This is a genomic window from Longimicrobium sp. (assembly GCA_036377595.1).
Taxonomy (GTDB): domain Bacteria; phylum Gemmatimonadota; class Gemmatimonadetes; order Longimicrobiales; family Longimicrobiaceae; genus Longimicrobium.
The window spans coordinates 25,305-41,587 of sequence record DASUYB010000208.1; the positions used below are offsets into that span (position 1 = coordinate 25,305).

Below are 16,283 nucleotides of genomic sequence, written 5' to 3' on the forward strand. Positions count from 1 at the left end.
TGGGTATCACCCGCGGGAGACCCGCAGCGCCTCCAACTCGGCGCGCGCGATGGCGACCTGCTGGATCTGCGTGCTTCCCTCGATGATCTCCATCACCCGCGAATCGCGCAGGTAGCGCTCCACCGGGTACGCCTCGGTGACGCCGTTGGCGCCGTGGATCTGCACCGCATCCAGCGCCGCGCGCGTGGCCGCGGTGCTGGCGAAGTACTTGGCCACGAACGTCTCGTGCGCGGCGGCGGGGTCGCCCTGGTCGCGCAGCCAGCCGGCTCGCAGGCAGAGCCAGTGCGCGGCACGCCACTCGGCGGCCATGTTCGCCAGCATCCGCTGCACCAACTGGTGCTCGCCGATGGGCGCGCCGAACTGCCGCCGCTCCGCCGCGTAGCGCAGCGACGCGTCCAGGCAGGCGCGGACGATCCCCGCCGCGCCGCAGGCCACGCTGTAGCGGCCCACCTCGAGCGTGGCCACGGCGATCCCCAGCCCGAAGCCGGCGCCGCCCAGCCGCGACTCCCTGGGCACGCGGCAGCCGTCCAGCCGCAGCTCGGCCAGCATCGACGCCCGCGTGCCGGTGACGCCGTGCAGCGGCTCGACGGTGAACCCCGGCGTCCCGCGCTCCAGCAGGAACGCGACCGGCTTCCCCTCGGTCTTCGCGAAGAGGAGGAAGACGTCGGCGATCTGGCCGTACGTGGTCCACTTCTTCGTCCCGTGCAGCACGTACGCGTCGCCGTCCGCCGTGGCCGTCGTCTCCACCGCCGCCGCGTCGCTGCCCACGGCGGGCTCGCTGAGCGCGAACGCGCCGATGGCCTCGCCGCGCGCGAGCGGGCCGAGCCAGCGCTCCTTCTGCGCGCGGCTTCCCCAGCGCAGCACGGCGTGGGTGGCCATGCTGTGCACGGTCAGCAGCGAGCGCAGCGACGAGCAGCCGCGGCCCAATTCCTCGTTCAGCAGCCCGAAGGTCACCCAGTCCATCCCCGCGCCGCCCTGCTCGCGCGGGACGACGGCGCCCAGCCAGCCGGTCGCCGCCAGATCCCGGATCACCTCGCGCGGAGTCGCCGCGGCGCGGTCCCACTCCCCCGCGTGCGGGGCGACGTGGGCGTCGACGTACGTGGCGAACTCCGCGCGCGCGGCCTCCTGCGCGGAGCCCAGCTCCATGCGGAGCGCGGCCTCGGCAGAGGAGGACACGGGCGGGGCGGCCAGGTCGGTCACGCGGCGGGCGCGCCCAGCTTGCGCCCCACGAAGGCCGAGAGGGCATCGATCGAGCGGAAGTTGTCGAGGTCCAGGTCCTCGCTCTCCACCGTCACGCCGAACTCGCCCTCCACGAACTGCACCAGCTGCATGGCGAACATCGAGTTCACGTAGCCGGTGGCGAAGATGTCCTCGCCGTCCTGCAGGTCGTGCCCGCGGAAGAAGCGGCTCACGAACTCGCGCAGCCGCTGGCGGATCTGTTCGTCGTTCATCTCGTGCTCATGCGTTGAACGGCCTCGGAAAGCCCCGGTTGCGAAGGGCCGGCCACCAGCCGCGTCGATTGGATTCTTCGGTCGCTCGGGGGACGAAGGTGCAAGGAAAACCTCGGCGTGCGGGCTCCCCCGGAATGACATCGTCGGGATCCCGGCATCCATCCTCATCTACGCCGCACCGGCGACGGTGTAGTCGTAGAAGCCGCGGCCGTTCTTGCGGCCGTGCAGCCCGGCGTCGACCATCTTCTTCAGCAGCGGACAGGGGCGGTACTTGCTGTCGTTGTAGCTCTCGTACAGCACTTCCACGCTGTAGAGGATGGTGTCCAGCCCGATCAGGTCCGCCGTCTCCAGCGGCCCCATCTTGTGCCCGAAGCAGGTCTTGAAGATGCGGTCGACGTCCTCGGCCGCGGCCACCTGGTCCTGCACCAGCCACACGGCCTCGTTGATGGTCAGCATCAGCACGCGGTTGCTGACGAAGCCGGGCATGTCGTTCACCACGATCCCCTCCTTCCCCATCGCCCGGAGCAGCGCCTGCGCGGTGTCGACCGTCTGCTGCGAGGTGTGGAAGGCGCGGATCACCTCCACCGTGGGTTTGAGGGGGACGGGGTTCATGAAGTGCATTCCCAGCACCCGGTCGGGCCGCCGCGTGAGCGAGCCGATGCGGGTGATGGAGTACGCCGAGGTGTTGGCCGCGAAGCAGGCGTGCGGCGGGCAGACCTCGTCGAGCACGGGGTAGATCGGGCTCTTGATCTCCCACTTCTCCGTAACGTTCTCGATCACGAAGTCGGCCTCCGCGAAGCCGTCGTACGAGGTGGTGAAGGAGATGCGCGCCAGCACCTCGGCCGCGGGCGGACCGCCCTTCTGCCGGCTGAACATCCCGTGGAAGCGCAGCCCCTTCTCGATCTCCGCGCGGGCGCGGGCGAGGACGTCGTCGCCCACGTCCAGCAGCAGCACGCGGTGGCCGGTCTGCGCCAGGTTCTGCGCCACCCCCACGCCCATCACGCCGGCGCCCACCACCCCCACGGTGGCCGGCGCCCCCTGGTTCTCGGTCATTCCGTTTCCGTAACGAATGGAGTTTCGCCTCCCCGGCGGAGAGGCGACCATCGCTCGCCCGCGAACGCGGCGAGGGAGGCGGGCGCCCGGCGGCGGGCGCCCGCGCGGCGGCTCAGTCGAGCCCCGCCTCCTTCATCTTGTCGCGCAGCGACTTGGGCCGCATGTCCGTCCAGACCTCCTCGATCCAGGCCAGGACCTCGGGCTTCAGGCCGTGCTTGCCGGCGTCGCGCCACCCCAGCGGCAGCTCGCGGTCGGCGGGCCAGATGGAGTACTGCTCCTCGTCGTTCACCACCGCCATGTAGATGGTGGTATCTTCGCGTTCGTCGCTCATCTCGTGCGCTCTCAGGGTAGATGGGTTGGGTTGGACTGCGATGGAGCCGCGGGTCACCCCGCGACGGCCAGCTCCGCGCCGGCCTCGTCGGGCGCGGCGGCGGGGTGCGGCGGCGACTGCGGATGCGGCGCGTCGGCGACGTCGCGCTCGACGTGGCGGATCCGGGGAACGAGCCAGGCGATGGTCGCGGTCAGCATCACCAGCGCGCCGAGGACCACGAACATCAGCGCCACGCCGCGCCCCTTCCCCACGCCGACCAGCGTGCCCGCGGTGCCGGCCAGCGCGCCGCCGGGGGCCATCAGCGGCTCGAAGACGCGCTCGGCCAGCGGGCCGGCGATCAGCACGGCCAGCGGGATCATCGACATGAACGCCATCCGCCGCACCGCCATCACCCGCCCCATCAGCGCGTGCGGGGTCTTGCTCATCCAGATGGCCGAGCTGCTGGTCGCCAGCAGCGGCGAGGCGAACGCCCAGGCGAACATCGTCGCGGCGACCCAGGGGATCGACGTCCTCACCCCCGTGGCGGCGATGCAGGCGCCGACGATGAACACCGCGCCCAGCACCCCGGCGATGCGGTGCCTGGGCCCGCCCCACGCGCCCACGACGATGCCGCCGGCCACCGCGCCCACGCCCACCGCCGCCTGGACGGTGGCCAGCGCCACGGGCGAGCCGAAGCTCAGGATCATCGGCGCCAGCAGGGGATTGACGAACCCCGTCCAGAAGTTGACGAGCGCGACGAAGGCGAGCAACCCCAGCAGCCCCGGCCGCTCGCGCACGAAGCGCCACCCCACCGCCGCCTCGGCGCCGAAGCGGCGCGCGGCGGCCAGCCAGGCGGGACCGTCGTCTTCCGTCGACGCGACCTCCACGCGGGCGGGGCGGGGGATGGCCACCAGCGCCAGTCCCGCGATGGCGGCCAGGTAGGTGACGCCGTCGACCACCATGATCCCGCCGAGGCCGATCGTGACCAGGAGCGCGCCGGCGACCACCGGCGCCACGATCATGCTCACCGGCCCCAGCAGCTGCATCAGCCCCACCGCGCGTCCGTACTGGTGGCGCGGAACGATGGAGGCCATGGCGGCGGTGAAGGCGGGCTCCTGGAACGAGGAGATGAACGAGGCGAGGGCCGAGGTGACGAAGAGATACCACACCTCGAAGTGGCCGGCCAGCACCAGCGCGGCGGTGGCCAGCGTCAGCAGCGCCGACCCCGTGTCGGCGGCGATGAGGACGCGGCGGCGGTCCCAGCGGTCCACCAGTGTTCCCGCCACGGGCGAGAGGAGGAGCGAGGGGAACATCCACGCGAAGATCAGCAGCCCGAACTGCTCGGCCGAGCCGGTCTTCTGGTACACGGCCACGGCCACGGCGAACGAGGTCAGCCCCGAGCCCAGCGCCGACACGAGCTGCCCCGCCCAGATCAGGAGGAAGGGGCGCAGCTCGCGCACGGACTGGCGGAAGGATTCCCCTCGCGCTGGCTTCATCGGCTCCAGAAAGTCACGGAGCCCGTCCTGACCGGTGGGTTCAGGGCGGGCCTGCAACCGCTTCGAGATCATCGGGTTGGCGCATCCGCGCGGCGCGGAGCGCACGATCACGCCTCCGACTTGGCCGCGGCCGGGGGGCGCAGGGCCGCCAATCTAACACCTTTGCCGCGCGTTTTGAATCACCCCCGTACGGATTCGCCAATCCGGCACAGCGTGCACGCGCGGCGTCGTCGTCGCATGCGCATCGGCCGCCGCGGCGGGAAACGCGGAGCGGGCGCCGGGAGGGTGGCGCCCGCTCCGTTTTCGCCAGCGGCGGATCAGTCGCCGCCGGCGCGCTCGGCCAGCAGCCGCTCGGCCTCCTCCTCGCTCAGGCTCTCGAGCCAGGCCAGCAGCTCGTCGTCGGGCCCGGCGGCGGCGCGGCGCTCGTCCACCAGCGCCGCGATCCCCCGCACCGTGGGGTGGTCGAAGATGACGCCGACGGGGAGCTCCACCCCCAGCCGCGCGCCGACGCGGGTGAGGATGCGCGTGGCGCGGAGCGAATGGCCGCCCAGGTCGAAGAAGTCGTCGGTGGCGCCCACGCGCTCCAGCCCCAGCACCTCGCGCCAGATCTCCGCCACCGCCTCTTCGGTCGCCGTCGCGGGCGGCGCGAAGGCGGCCTCGGGGTGCGCGGCGCCGGCGTCGGGCGCGGGGAGGGCGCGGCGGTCGACCTTGCCGCTGGGGGTCTTCGGCAGCGCGTCGAGCACGGTGAAGGTCGCGGGGATCATCCACGCCGGGAGGCGGCCGGCTAGGTGCTCGCGCAGCTCGGCCAGAGAGACCGTCCGCCAGTGCGCGGGCGCCACGTACGCGGCCAGCTGGCGCTCGCCGCCGTCCTGGCGCGCGACGACGGCGGCCTCGCCCACGGACGGGTGCTCGTGCAGCACCGACTCGATCTCCCCCGGCTCCACCCGGAAGCCGCGGATCTTCACCTGGTCGTCGGCGCGGCCCAGGAACTCGAGTGCGAAAGTGCGAGAGTGCGAAGGTGCGAAAGTGGTTTCGTCGCGAGGTGAGTCGCTTTCGCACTCTCGCACTTTCGCACTCTCGCACTCCTTCCACCTCGTCCGATCCCCCGTCCGGTACATCCGCGCGCCGGGCGTGGGGGAGAACGGGTCGGGGAGGAAGCGCTCGGCGGTGAGCGCCGGACGGCCCAGGTAGCCGCGCGAAAGCCCTTCGCCGCCCGCGTACAGCTCGCCGGGGATGCCGGCGGGGATGGGGCGGAGCGCCTGGTCCAGCACGTACGCCGTGGTGTTGGCGACGGGGCGGCCGATGGGAACGCCCGTGGCGCCGGGGGGGACGGCGCGCACCTCGTGCCAGCTGGTGTAGGTCGTGTTCTCGCTGGGTCCGTAGATGTTGACCAGCCGCACGGAGGGGCACGCCTCCACCACGCGGCGGAAGGCGGCGGGGTCGGCCGCCTCGCCGCCGGCCAGCAGGTGGCGCAGCGGCGCAAAGGTCTCGGGCGCCTCGTGCGCCACCTGGTGGAAGAGCGCGCTGGTCAGGAACATCGCGTCGATCCGCCGCTCGCGGATCACCGCGGCCAGACGGTGCGGCGAGAGGACGTCGTCGCGGTCGACGACGACCAGCGTGCCGCCGTTGGCCAGGGGCGCCCACACCTCCCAGGTGGCCGCGTCGAACGACGGCGCGGCGGTGTGGCCGATGCGGTCGCCCGGCCGCGGCTGCAGGTAGTCGGCCCCGCGCACCAGCCGCACGAACGCGCGGTGCGTGAGCATGCTCCCCTTGGGCGCGCCGGTGGAGCCGGAGGTGTAGACGACGTAGGCGACGGCGTCCGAGCCGAGGTCCGGCGCAACTGGTTCGCCCGCGGGCGCATCATCGAGGCGCGCGAGGGAGAGGACGGGGCCGTTCCACCCCTCCAGCGAGGCGGGGACGCGGTCGCGCACCACCAGCGCGGCCGCGCCGGAGTCCGCGAGCATGTAGCTCAGGCGCTCCGCCGGATACGCGGGATCGAGGGGGACGTACGCGGCGCCCGCCTTGAGCGCGCCGAGCATCCCCATCGCCTCCTCGGGCGAGCGCTCCATCGCCACGGCCACGCGGCCCTCGGGGCGCACGCCCATCGCCCGCAGCGCGGCGGCGATGCGGTCTCCCGTCACGTCCAGCTCGGCGTAGGTGACGGTGCGCGCGCCGTGCTCGATCGCCGCCGCCTCGGGCCGCAGCCGCGCCTGCTCGGCGACCAGCGCGTGCAGGGTGGCCTCGCGCGGGTAGTCCGTCGCCGCGCCGGCGAGGGCCAGGACGGCGCGCTCCTCCTCCGCGGGGAGCATGCGGAGACGGGAGACGCGGGTCGATGGATCGGCGAGCGCGTCGGCCAGCACCGCCTCGAAGTGGCCGATCATCCGCGCGACGGTGGCCGCGTCGAACAGGTCCTCGGCGAACTCCCAGATCATCACCACCTCGCTCCCCGCGTGCTGGTGGGCGCGGGGGATGACGATGACGTTGAGGTCGAACTTGGCGGACTCGTTCCCCAGCCCCTCCTCGATCTCAATCTCCGCATCTCCAAGCTCGAGATCGGGATAGGGCGCGTGGTGGAAGTTGAAGGCGACCTGGAAGACGGGGAGGTGCCCGCGCGAGCGCTCGGGGTGCACTGCGGCCACGATCTCCGCGAAGGGCACGTCCTGGTGCTGATACGTCTCCACCGCGGCGGTGCGGACGCGCTCCACCAGCTCCTCGAACGCCGGGTCGCCGGAGAGGTCGGCGCGGATGGGGATGGTGTTCACCACCATGCCGATCAGGTCCTCGCTCTCCCGCAGCCGCCGCCCCGCGACGCCCGAGCCGACGCAGAAGTCCGTCTCGCCGGTGTAGCGGTGCATCAGCGCCTCGAACGCGGCGAACAGCGTCATGAACAGCGTGACGCCGTGGCGCCGGCTGAAGGCATCGGCCGCGTCGTACACCGCGCGGGACAGGCGCACGCGGTGGCTGCTGCCGCGGAAGCTCATCTCCGCCGGGCGCGGCCGGTCCGCCGGGAGCTCGAGGACGGGGGAGACGCCGGCCAGGCGGTGCTTCCACCACTCGAGGTGCGCGCGCGCCTCGTCCGTCTCCATCCACGCGCGCTGCCACGCCGCGAAGTCGCCGAACTGCACGGCGGGCTCGGAGAGATCGTGCTCGCGGCCGCGCGCGAAAGCGTCGTAGATGGCCTTCAGCTCGCGCAGGAACACGCCGAAGCTCCACCCGTCGTGCACCAGGTGCTGCTCGATGGCCAGGAAGACGTGCTCGTCGTCCGCCAGCCGGAACAGCGTCCAGCGGACGAGGGGAAGCGCCTCGAAATCGAACGGCCTGCGGAACTCCTCCCCGAGCCGCCGCTCCAGCTCCGCCCGCCGTTCATCTCCCGAAAAGGCGGTGAGATCGACGAGCGGGAGATGGACGGTCCACGGCGCGTGCACCACCTGCGCGGGCGCGCCGTCGACGGCGGGGAAGGTGGTGCGGAAGATCTCGTGGCGGCGGACGATCTCGCCCAGCGCGCGCTCCAGCGCTTCCCGGTCCACGGCGCCGCGGATGCGGACCGTCGCCTGGAAGTTGTAGGAGCGCATGTCCGGCTTCAGGTGGTGGAAGAACCAGACGGTCTCCTGCGGGAAGGAAAGCGGGAGCGGCCGGTCGCGCGGCGCGCGCGGGATGCGCAGCGCGGTGTCGAGCGGGGACGCGGCGTCGGCCAGCTGCCGCGCCAGCTCTTCCACGTTCGGCATGGCGAAGAGCGTCCCCAGCGGCAGCTCGATCCCCATCCGCTGGCGCACGCGCGCGACGATCTGCGTGGCCAGCAGCGAGTGGCCGCCCAGCGCGAAGAAGTCGTCGCGGACGCCGACGCGCTCCACGCCCAGCACCTCGCTCCAGATGCGGGCGAGCGCCGCCTCGTCGGGGGTGCTCGGCGCGACGTACTCCGCGCCGGCCTCGCGCTCCGGCTGCGGGGCTGGAAGCGCCAGCCGGTCGACCTTGCCGTTGGGCGTGTGCGGGAGCTCGGACAGGAAGGTGAACGCGTCCGGCACCATGTACTCGGGGACGTGCCCGCGCAGGTGCTCGCGCAGCTCCGCCGTCCCCGGCGCGGCGCCGTCGGGGACGACGTACGCGGCCAGGCGCTTCTCCCCCCGGTCCTCCCACGCGGTGACCACGGCTTCGCGCACGGCGGGGTGGGCGGCCAGCGCGGTCTCGATCTCCCCGGGCTCCACGCGGAAGCCGCGCACCTTCACCTGGTGGTCCATCCGCCCCAGGCACTCCAGGTCGCCGTCGGGAAGGACGCGGCCGAGGTCGCCGGTGCGGTACATCCGCGCGCCGGGGGCGCCCAGCGGGTCGGGGCGGTAGCGCTCGGCCGTCATCCCCGGCGCGCCCAGGTAGCCGCGGCTGACGCCCGCGCCCGCCATCCACACCTCGCCCGTCTCGCCGTCCGGCACCGGCCGCAGCGCCGCGTCCAGCACCCGCGCCGTCGTCCCGCTCACCGCGCGGCCGACGGTCATCGCCCGCTCACGCCCCTTCTCCACCTCCTTGCAGGTCGAGTAGGTGGTGTCCTCCGTCGGCCCGTAGAGGTTGAGCACGCGGTCCACGTGGCCCAGCGCGTACAGCCGCTGCGCCAGCTCGTTGCGCAGCGGCTCGCCGCCCAGGAGGAAGGTGCGCGCGCAGGCGGGGATGGCGCCCATGCGCAGCAGCTCGGCCGCCGCGCTGGGAACCATCGCCACGGTGTGGACGGGCTCGCCGAGCGAGGCCAGGGAGAGCGCGTTCTCCACCAGCACCAGCGTGCCGCCCCAGCACAGCGTCCCGAAGATCTCCGCGATGGAGACGTCGAAGCAGACGGAGGTGGAGGCGAGTACGGACGCGCGCTCCTCGTCCGTCACCGTCGCCCGCAGCCAGCGGAGCACCTCGACGGTGTTGCGATGCTCGATCTGCACCCCCTTTGGCCGCCCGGTCGATCCCGAGGTGTAGATGACGTACGCCAGGTTCTCCGGCCGCACCTCCACCTCCGGCGGCGAGGACGGCCGCGCGGCGATCTCCTCCCGGTCGACGTCGACGCAGACGGCGGCGCCGCGGTACTGCGGCACCCGCTCCGCCAGCGCGCCGGTGGTGACGAGGAGGGGGACGCGCGTGTCGCCCAGCATGTACTCCACGCGCTCGGGGGGATACGCGGGGTCGAGCGGCACGTATGCCGCGCCCGCCTTCAGCACCGCGAGCAGGGCGACGACGAGGTCGGGGGTGCGGGGGAGGAAGACGCCGGCGGGGACCTCGGGGCCGGCGCCGAGCGCGCGGAGGTGGTGGGCCAGCCGGTTGGCGTGCGCGTCGAGCTCGCCGTAGGCGAGGGTCTCGCCGCGCCAGCGGAGCGCGCAGCGGCCGGGATGCGCCGCGGCCTGGGTCTCGAAGAGGGAGTGGATGCAGCCGGAGGGGAGGGCGTTCGCGTTCATGTCCATCCAGAGGTCGTCATTCCGGAGATGCCTCCGCCCCGCGGACGGCGCGTGGCCGTCCGCAAAGGCGCGGAGAGGAGTCCTGCGGAGTGTGACCCGGAGCCGGTGGGCGGCGTGCGGATCGGGACCTGCGGGTGGGGCGTGCTGCCGTGGTGAAGGAGACTAGGCCGCCGCGCGCGGACGGGAGGCGCGCGCCGCGCGGCCGAGCCGCTCGATCCCCTGCTCGATCTGCGCGACCGAGGGGAAGCTGAAGTTGAGCCGCATCCCGCGGCTGCCGCCGCGGCCGTCGAAGCTGAAGGCGGTGCCGGGAACGTACGCCACGCCCTCGCGCTCCAGCGTGGGGAGGAGAAGGTCCGCCGTGTCGTAGCCGTCGGGAAGCTCGGCCCAGACCAGCGCGCCGTGCCGCGGCACGCTCCACCGCGTTCCCGCGGGGAAGTGCGTGGCGATGGCGCCCAGCATGGCGTCGCGGCGCTCGCGGTAGGCGTCGCGCACGCGCTCCAGGTGCGCCTCGAAGCCGCCCGCGCGCAGGTACTCGGAGACGAGGCGCTGCGCGAAGGTCGAGGTGTCGATGTCGGCGCCGTCCTTGGCGCACCCCAGCATCGGCACCAGCTCTTCGGGCACCACCGTCCAGCCGCAGCGGAAGCCGGGCGCCATCACCTTGCTGAACGAGCCCACGTAGAAGACCCAGCGGTCCTCCATCGCCCGGATCGGGGGGAGCACGTCGCCGTAGTGCAGCAGCCCGTAGGCGTCGTCCTCGATGATGGGAACGCGGTGGCGGCGCGCCAGCTCGGCCAGGCGGATGCGCTTCTCCAGGCTCACGCTCACGCCCAGCGGGTTGTGGCCGTCGGTCACGCAGTAGATGAATGCCGGGCGCGCGCCGCCCTCCAGGTACGCCTCCACCCGGTCCACGTCCAGCCCCGTCTCCAGGTCGCTGTTCACGGCGAGGATCTGCGGCCGGTACGACTCGACCACCTGCTGGAAGCCCATGTAGATCAGCCGCTCGCAGACCACCTGGCCCTCCGGCTCCAGGAAGAGCCGCGCGAGCAGCGCCAGCGCCTGCTGCGCGCCCGTGGTCAGGAACACCTGCTCGGGGGCGCAGCGCACGCCGCGGCGCGCCATCAGCTCCACCACCTGCTCCTTGAGCGGGGCGTAGGGCACCTTGTACTGCAGCGCCCCCGTGTCGGCGCGCAGCACGCGGTCGGCGGCCGCCACGTAGTCGTCCACCGGGAACAGCTCCGGGGCGGGAAGCCCCAGCGCGAACGAGATCACGCCCGGCCGCGCCATGTGGCCCATCATGGCCTGGATGGTCGACGGGCGGAGGAAGCGGGTCCACTCGGCCAGCGGAAGCGCGTCGAGGGCCGTGGCCGACGCGGACACGAGCGCCGGAGCGGGTGCGGATGAAACGCGAGTCATGTCACCTTTGTGGGGTCCGCGATCCTTCGCGGAGCAGGCGGCGGACGGGATGCCGCGTTTCCTGAGCCTGGACCGGCCGCGGCGGGTGGACGATGGGCGTCCGTGCGGCCGGATGAACTACTGACAGAGTGGCGCGTCGGTGGCGGTCGCGAACCACCCCGCCCGACGCGCGGACCGCAAGCATAACCACGTGTACGATTCAGGGCAAGTGCAGGCCGGTAAACTGATACACAAAGAACACGACGCGTCCCAAAGCTCACGGAATCTCTCGGAAACAAATGTAACCATGCGCACGGAAGGGCCGCCGGGACCCGCACGCAGCGGCGGGAAACATCCAGATTCGCGGACGGGACGCGAGGTGCGGCGGGAGAGGCTTCCCCGCGCCGCTCCGTTCACGGGAGACTGGACTCGCGCGGCGGGAGAGATTAGTTTGATGTACGTCTCGCGTATGACGCGAGACGACACCCGAATGACGTACCTCAACCGGGAACGACAGGATATGCAACCGGTTCTCCGTCCGCTCATCGTGCTGCACTCCGACGCGGTGTTCAAGGAGCGCCTGCGCCGCATCGGCAGCCAGCGCTTCAAGAGCCAGTTCGTGAACGACTGGGACGGCCTGCGCACGGCGCTAAAGGAAGCGCCGCCCGCCGCGCTGGTGGTGGTGGACCCGTACACCCACAGCTACGGCGCCGAGGCCGAGCTGGCGCCCGAGCTGCGCTCGCTGCTGTGGGAGTACCCCACCGCCACGGTGATCGCCGCGCTGGAGGTGCGGCGCCAGCGCGTGCGCGACCTGCGCACGCTGGGCGAGTGGGGGGTGAAGGAGGTGATCGCGCTCGACGAGGAGGACACGCTCGAGGCCATCAGCCGCCGCCTGCGCGCCGCGCAGGGCCGGCCGCTGCAGAGCCTGCTGGAGCGCTCGCTGCCGGGAACGCTGAGCGGCCGCGCGCGCGCGCTGCTGATGGCGGCCGCCGAGGTGGTGGCCGAGGGCGGCCACGGGCGCGACCTGGCGGCCAGCCTCCGCCTGTCGGAGCGCACGCTGCTGCGCTGGGCCGAGCAGGCCGACCTCCCGCCGCCGCGCCGCATCCTGGCGTGGATGCGCGTCCTCCTCGCCTGCGAGCTGCTGGACGACCCCGGCCAGACGGTGCTGAGCGTGGCCTACACCTGCGGCTACGCCAGCGACAGCTCGCTGCGCCGCGCGGTGCAGGAGTTCACCGGCGTGCTGCTGACCGAGCTGCGGCAGGAGGGCGCCTTCGCCACCGCGTCGGAGAAGTTCCTGGCCGAGCTGGAGGACACTCGCGAGAGCGGCCGCGCCCGCCGCAAGGCCGAGCGCGCGGCGGCCCGTGCCGCCGCCGTGGCGGCCGCCACCGCCGCCGCCGGCGCGCCGAACTGATCTTCCGGTCGATAGTGACGAGAGCCCGGGCCGCGGCCCGGGCTTTCGTCGTTGAGTGCGAAAGTGCGAGGGTGCGAGGGTGCGAGGGTGCGAAAGTGCGCCAGGTTCAACGCACTCTCGCACTTTCGCACCTTCGCACTCACGCACCGGAAAAGAGAAGGCCCGGAGCCTGGGAGGCTCCGGGCCTGACTCGGGGGTCGGGCAGCGCCGAAGGGCGTCGGGGGCGGGGAGGTGGTGCGGGTAGGCGGGGCGGGCGGTTGCTGCGGGTTCTCGGTTTGATACTGCCAGGGTCCTGCGGTCGCTGTCCCCCCGGTTCTTCGCTCGCATGACAAAGCAATCGCGAGGCCAGACGCGGCCCGTCTGGCATCTCGTTGCGGCGCAATCACTTGGATTTTTGGTGGCTCGGAAACAGGTGGGGCGGTGGGACCTGGGGAGGACACCCTTTGGGACATCGGCGCCTCATCTCCCTCCATCCGTCGTGGGAGATGGCTCCAAGTGGTGCGGAAATCGCCCCGCGGTGCTCTGGAGCGGCCCGCCGGGTGGGTGTAAGTTCAGGAACCGGCTCGTTCCGGGGTGGAATTCTCGTCTCGGTGAAGGAACGGATGGCCAGGAAGTACGGGATCAGGGAAGTGTTTCCCACGCTGCAGGGCGAGGGCGCGCAGGCGGGGTCGCCCGCGGTGTTCCTGCGCTTCGCGGGGTGCAACCTGGGCTACGACGTGTGCCCCTGGTGCGACACCGACTGGGTGAAGGCGGTCTACAGCGAGGACGTGGACGGCACCCTCGCGCTGGTCCGTGCCGCGGCGGAGGAGGGGTTCGGCGGCGAGCGGCCGGGCCTTCTCCTCGTGGCCACCGGCGGCGAGCCCAGCCTCCAGCTCGACCGGCCGCTCTCCGACGCGCTGCGGGCGCGGGGATACCGCATCTCCATGGAATCCAACGGCTCGCGCCCGGTGGACCGCTCGCTGGTGGACTGGCTCACCATCAGCCCCAAGCAGCCCGAGTTCGCGCAGAAGGAGGGCGACGAGCTGAAGCTGCTGTTCAGCGGCACCGCCGCGCTCGGCATCACCCCCGACGTGGCCGCGGTGCGCCGCATCGCCGCGGGAACGCGCTTCGGCCACTACTTCCTGCAGCCGATCGACATCCCCGCGCACGGCGGGCCGAACTACGAAGAGACGGTGCGCGCGGTGATGGAGCTCGGTCCGCCGTGGCGCCTGTCGGTGCAGACGCACAAGGTGATGGGGATCCCCTGAGCCGAAGTGCGTGAGTGCGTGAGTGCGGGAGTGCGACGGAGCCCGTCGTCGCTTCCGCCTGCTGTCCCCTGTACCCTGTTCCCTGTCCCCTGAAGGCGTTCTACACGGACCGCTTCGTCCTTCCCCTTCCGCCGGGGCACCGCTTCCCGATGGTGAAGTACCGCCGGGTGCGCGAGCGCTGCCTGGAGGAGGGGATCATCGCGCCCGCGGACCTGGCCGAGCCGCCGGCCGCGGCGTGGGACGAGCTGGCCCTGGCGCACGACCGCGCCTACCTCGACGCGGTACGCGAGGGCGCGCTCCCGCCGCTGGCCCAGCGCCGCATCGGCTTTCCCTGGAGCCCGGAGATGGTGGAGCGCTCGCGCCGCTCCGCGGGGGCCACCATCGCCGCCTCGCGCGTCGCCCTGGCCGAGGCGGCGGAGCGGGGATGGGGCGTCGCCGCCAACCTCGCGGGCGGCACGCACCACGCCGGCCCCGACCACGGCGAGGGCTTCTGCGTGTTCAACGACGCCGCCGTCGCCGCGCGCGTCCTCCAGCGCGAGGGCGTGGTCCGCCGCATCGCCATCATCGACTGCGACGTGCACCAGGGGAACGGCACCGCCGCCATCTTCGCGCGCGACCCCACCGTCTTCACCTTCTCCATCCACGGCGCGCGCAACTTCCCCTTCCGCAAGGAGCGCGGCTCGCTCGACGTCGATCTCCCCGACGGCGCGGAGGACGACGCCTTCCTGGCCGCGCTGGAGCTCCATCTTCCCCACGTGCTCGACGACTTCCGCCCCGAGCTGGCCATCTACCTGGCCGGCGCGGACCCGTGGCGCGACGACCGCTTCGGCAGACTGGGGATGACCAAGGAAGGGCTGGCCGAGCGCGACCGCTACGTCCTCCACCTCCTCCGCGACGCCGGCGTCCCCACGGCGATCGCGATGGCCGGCGGCTACGCGCGCGACACCGAGGACACCGTCGACATCCACGTCACGACTCTTCGCATCGCCGCGGCGATGCACCGGCAGAACGGCAGGTCTCACACGGAGCCACCGTCGCCCTCGGGGCAAACCCGCCCCCGGGTGGACCTCCGCTGACTCCGATGACTCCGTGCGAGTCTCTTTCCTGTCCAGGCGAACGAGCCGGGAGCTGACACCGCACCCGGCTCGCTCATCTATTCCCGCAGCCCGTTGTTTTCCGATCCAGGGCCGGCGCGCGGGCATTCGATCCGCGCCGGCCCGCCTGCGTTCAGGCCGCCATCGCCGGGCGGCCGTACGTGAGCACCGACTCCAGCGGCAGCCGCGGCGCCCGGGCGCTCGGCGCGCCCGCCACGCCCACGCGGAAGAGCAGCAGCCGCGTGTTTCCTTCCGCCGCCTCGAACAGCGCGTCGAAGCGCGCCCGCAGCTCGCGCAGCTCCTCGCGCTCGCGCGCCGAGAAGACCGTGGCCGCGCTGCCGTCCAGCATCTCGAACATGTAGATCAGCGCGGTCACCGGCTGCACGGCCAGCCCCAGCGACGTCGCGGTCAGCCACACCCGCTCCACCGCCCGCCCGCCGCGCAGCGCGCACGCCGCCGTGCCGCCCCCCACCGTCACCAGGCCGACGGCGGACGAGCGCAATACCGCCTTCTCCACCCGCTCCTGCAGCACCCGGCCGCCGCCCAGCTCGCGCAGCGTGGCCGCCACCTCGGGGCGCTGGGTCACCCGCAGCGCCGCCCGCTGCGCCGCGGTCAGCTCCAGCGCGTCCACCGGCACGCCGTCGCCGGCGCGCTGGGCCTCGTCGGGGGTCCAGCGCAGCTCGCGCATCATCTCGCGGTGCAGTTCGCGGGTGAGCTGGCGGATGCGCTCGCCGGCGCCCAGCAGGTGCGCCAGCTCGGCCAGCCCTTCGTCATCCGTCACCATGTCCAGCCGGGCGCCGCGCACCCGCGCCGCGTCGGCCAGCGCCGTCAGCGCGTCGGCGCCCAGCGGCACGCGCTTGCCCGTGCGCCGGTTGGTGACGCGCGTGGCCAGGTGCGCGAAGAGCGCCGCGTCGTCCTCGGGATCGGCCCCGGCGCGCTCGAAGGTGATGGCGGCGGCCACGCCGGGGTCGCGCGGGCGCGGGAAGGGCTCCATCCGCGCGCGGTAGCCGCGGTGCGCGGCGGCCACGGCCACGTTCTCCACCGCCGCGCCCAGCGCCACGTGCGCCGCGCGCTGGTGCGGGTCCAGCAGCGAGGCCGAGCGGGCGCGGTCTTCCAGCACCCACAGCCGCTCGCCGTCCCAGCTGAAGCGCCACGGCTGCCGGTTGGCGGACGACGGCGCCAGCACGCCGTGCTGCACGCAGAAGCGCACCAGCTCGGGGATGCGCCCGTCCACGCCGCCCAGCGCGCGCCCCGGCTGCCACCCCGCCGCGGCGGTGATCGGCGTGACCGTGGCCTCGCCGTCCGCCAGCACGGCGTGGGGATCCAGGTGCCGCCGCCCGCTGGGAAGCGGCTGCCCCAGCGCCAGCCGCCGCACCGCCATCGCCACGGCCGCGCCCCCCAGCGCC

11 protein-coding genes are annotated in these 16,283 nt (G+C 73.0%); 3 read left to right on the forward strand and 8 right to left on the reverse strand.

What is annotated here, in order from left to right; genetic code table 11:
- Positions 1 to 6: 6 nt before the first annotated feature.
- The 7 genes from VF092_31915 to VF092_31945 form a co-directional block, all read right to left on the reverse strand.
- The gene (locus VF092_31915; GenBank protein HEX6751945.1) at positions 7 to 1,200 is read right to left on the reverse strand and encodes an acyl-CoA dehydrogenase family protein; all 1,194 of its coding nucleotides are present in this window, start codon (positions 1,198 to 1,200) and stop codon (positions 7 to 9) included.
- Positions 1,197 to 1,451, reverse strand: coding sequence for an acyl carrier protein (locus VF092_31920; GenBank protein HEX6751946.1), 255 nt, complete (start codon positions 1,449 to 1,451; stop codon positions 1,197 to 1,199). Before VF092_31920 ends, VF092_31915 begins: the two co-directional genes overlap by 4 nt.
- A 168-nt stretch (positions 1,452 to 1,619) precedes the next feature.
- On the reverse strand, positions 1,620 to 2,504 hold the full coding sequence (locus VF092_31925) for a 3-hydroxyacyl-CoA dehydrogenase NAD-binding domain-containing protein (protein HEX6751947.1): 885 nt from the start codon (positions 2,502 to 2,504) through the stop codon (positions 1,620 to 1,622).
- Between the two features lie 112 nt (positions 2,505 to 2,616).
- Positions 2,617 to 2,835 (reverse strand): MbtH family NRPS accessory protein, encoded by a 219-nt coding sequence (locus tag VF092_31930; GenBank protein ID HEX6751948.1) that lies wholly within the window; start codon positions 2,833 to 2,835, stop codon positions 2,617 to 2,619.
- 53 nt (positions 2,836 to 2,888) lie between these two features.
- Positions 2,889 to 4,310, reverse strand: coding sequence for an MFS transporter (locus tag VF092_31935; protein ID HEX6751949.1), 1,422 nt, complete (start codon positions 4,308 to 4,310; stop codon positions 2,889 to 2,891).
- Positions 4,311 to 4,627: 317 nt separating this feature from the next.
- A complete protein-coding gene (locus VF092_31940) occupies positions 4,628 to 9,733 on the reverse strand; it encodes an amino acid adenylation domain-containing protein (GenBank protein ID HEX6751950.1) in 5,106 nt (1,701 codons plus the stop codon).
- Positions 9,734 to 9,895: 162 nt separating this feature from the next.
- Positions 9,896 to 11,110 carry a PLP-dependent aminotransferase family protein gene (locus VF092_31945; protein HEX6751951.1) on the reverse strand — a complete coding sequence of 405 codons (1,215 nt, stop codon included), beginning with the start codon at positions 11,108 to 11,110 and terminating at the stop codon, positions 9,896 to 9,898.
- Positions 11,111 to 11,645: 535 nt separating this feature from the next.
- On the opposite strand from VF092_31945, the gene VF092_31950 reads away from it, so the two are divergent.
- From VF092_31950 to VF092_31960, 3 genes are all read left to right on the forward strand, one after another.
- Positions 11,646 to 12,536 carry a helix-turn-helix domain-containing protein gene (locus VF092_31950; GenBank protein ID HEX6751952.1) on the forward strand — a complete coding sequence of 297 codons (891 nt, stop codon included), beginning with the start codon at positions 11,646 to 11,648 and terminating at the stop codon, positions 12,534 to 12,536.
- Between the two features lie 602 nt (positions 12,537 to 13,138).
- Complete coding sequence (locus VF092_31955; GenBank protein ID HEX6751953.1) at positions 13,139 to 13,783, forward strand: hypothetical protein; 645 nt, start codon at positions 13,139 to 13,141, stop codon at positions 13,781 to 13,783.
- A gap of 14 nt (positions 13,784 to 13,797) precedes the next feature.
- Positions 13,798 to 14,859, forward strand: coding sequence for a histone deacetylase (locus tag VF092_31960; GenBank protein HEX6751954.1), 1,062 nt, complete (start codon positions 13,798 to 13,800; stop codon positions 14,857 to 14,859).
- A 151-nt stretch (positions 14,860 to 15,010) separates the two neighbouring features.
- Here VF092_31960 and VF092_31965 read toward each other — a convergent pair.
- Positions 15,011 to 16,283 (reverse strand): hypothetical protein (locus VF092_31965; protein ID HEX6751955.1); only part of this gene is annotated, 1,273 nt, incomplete at its 5' end.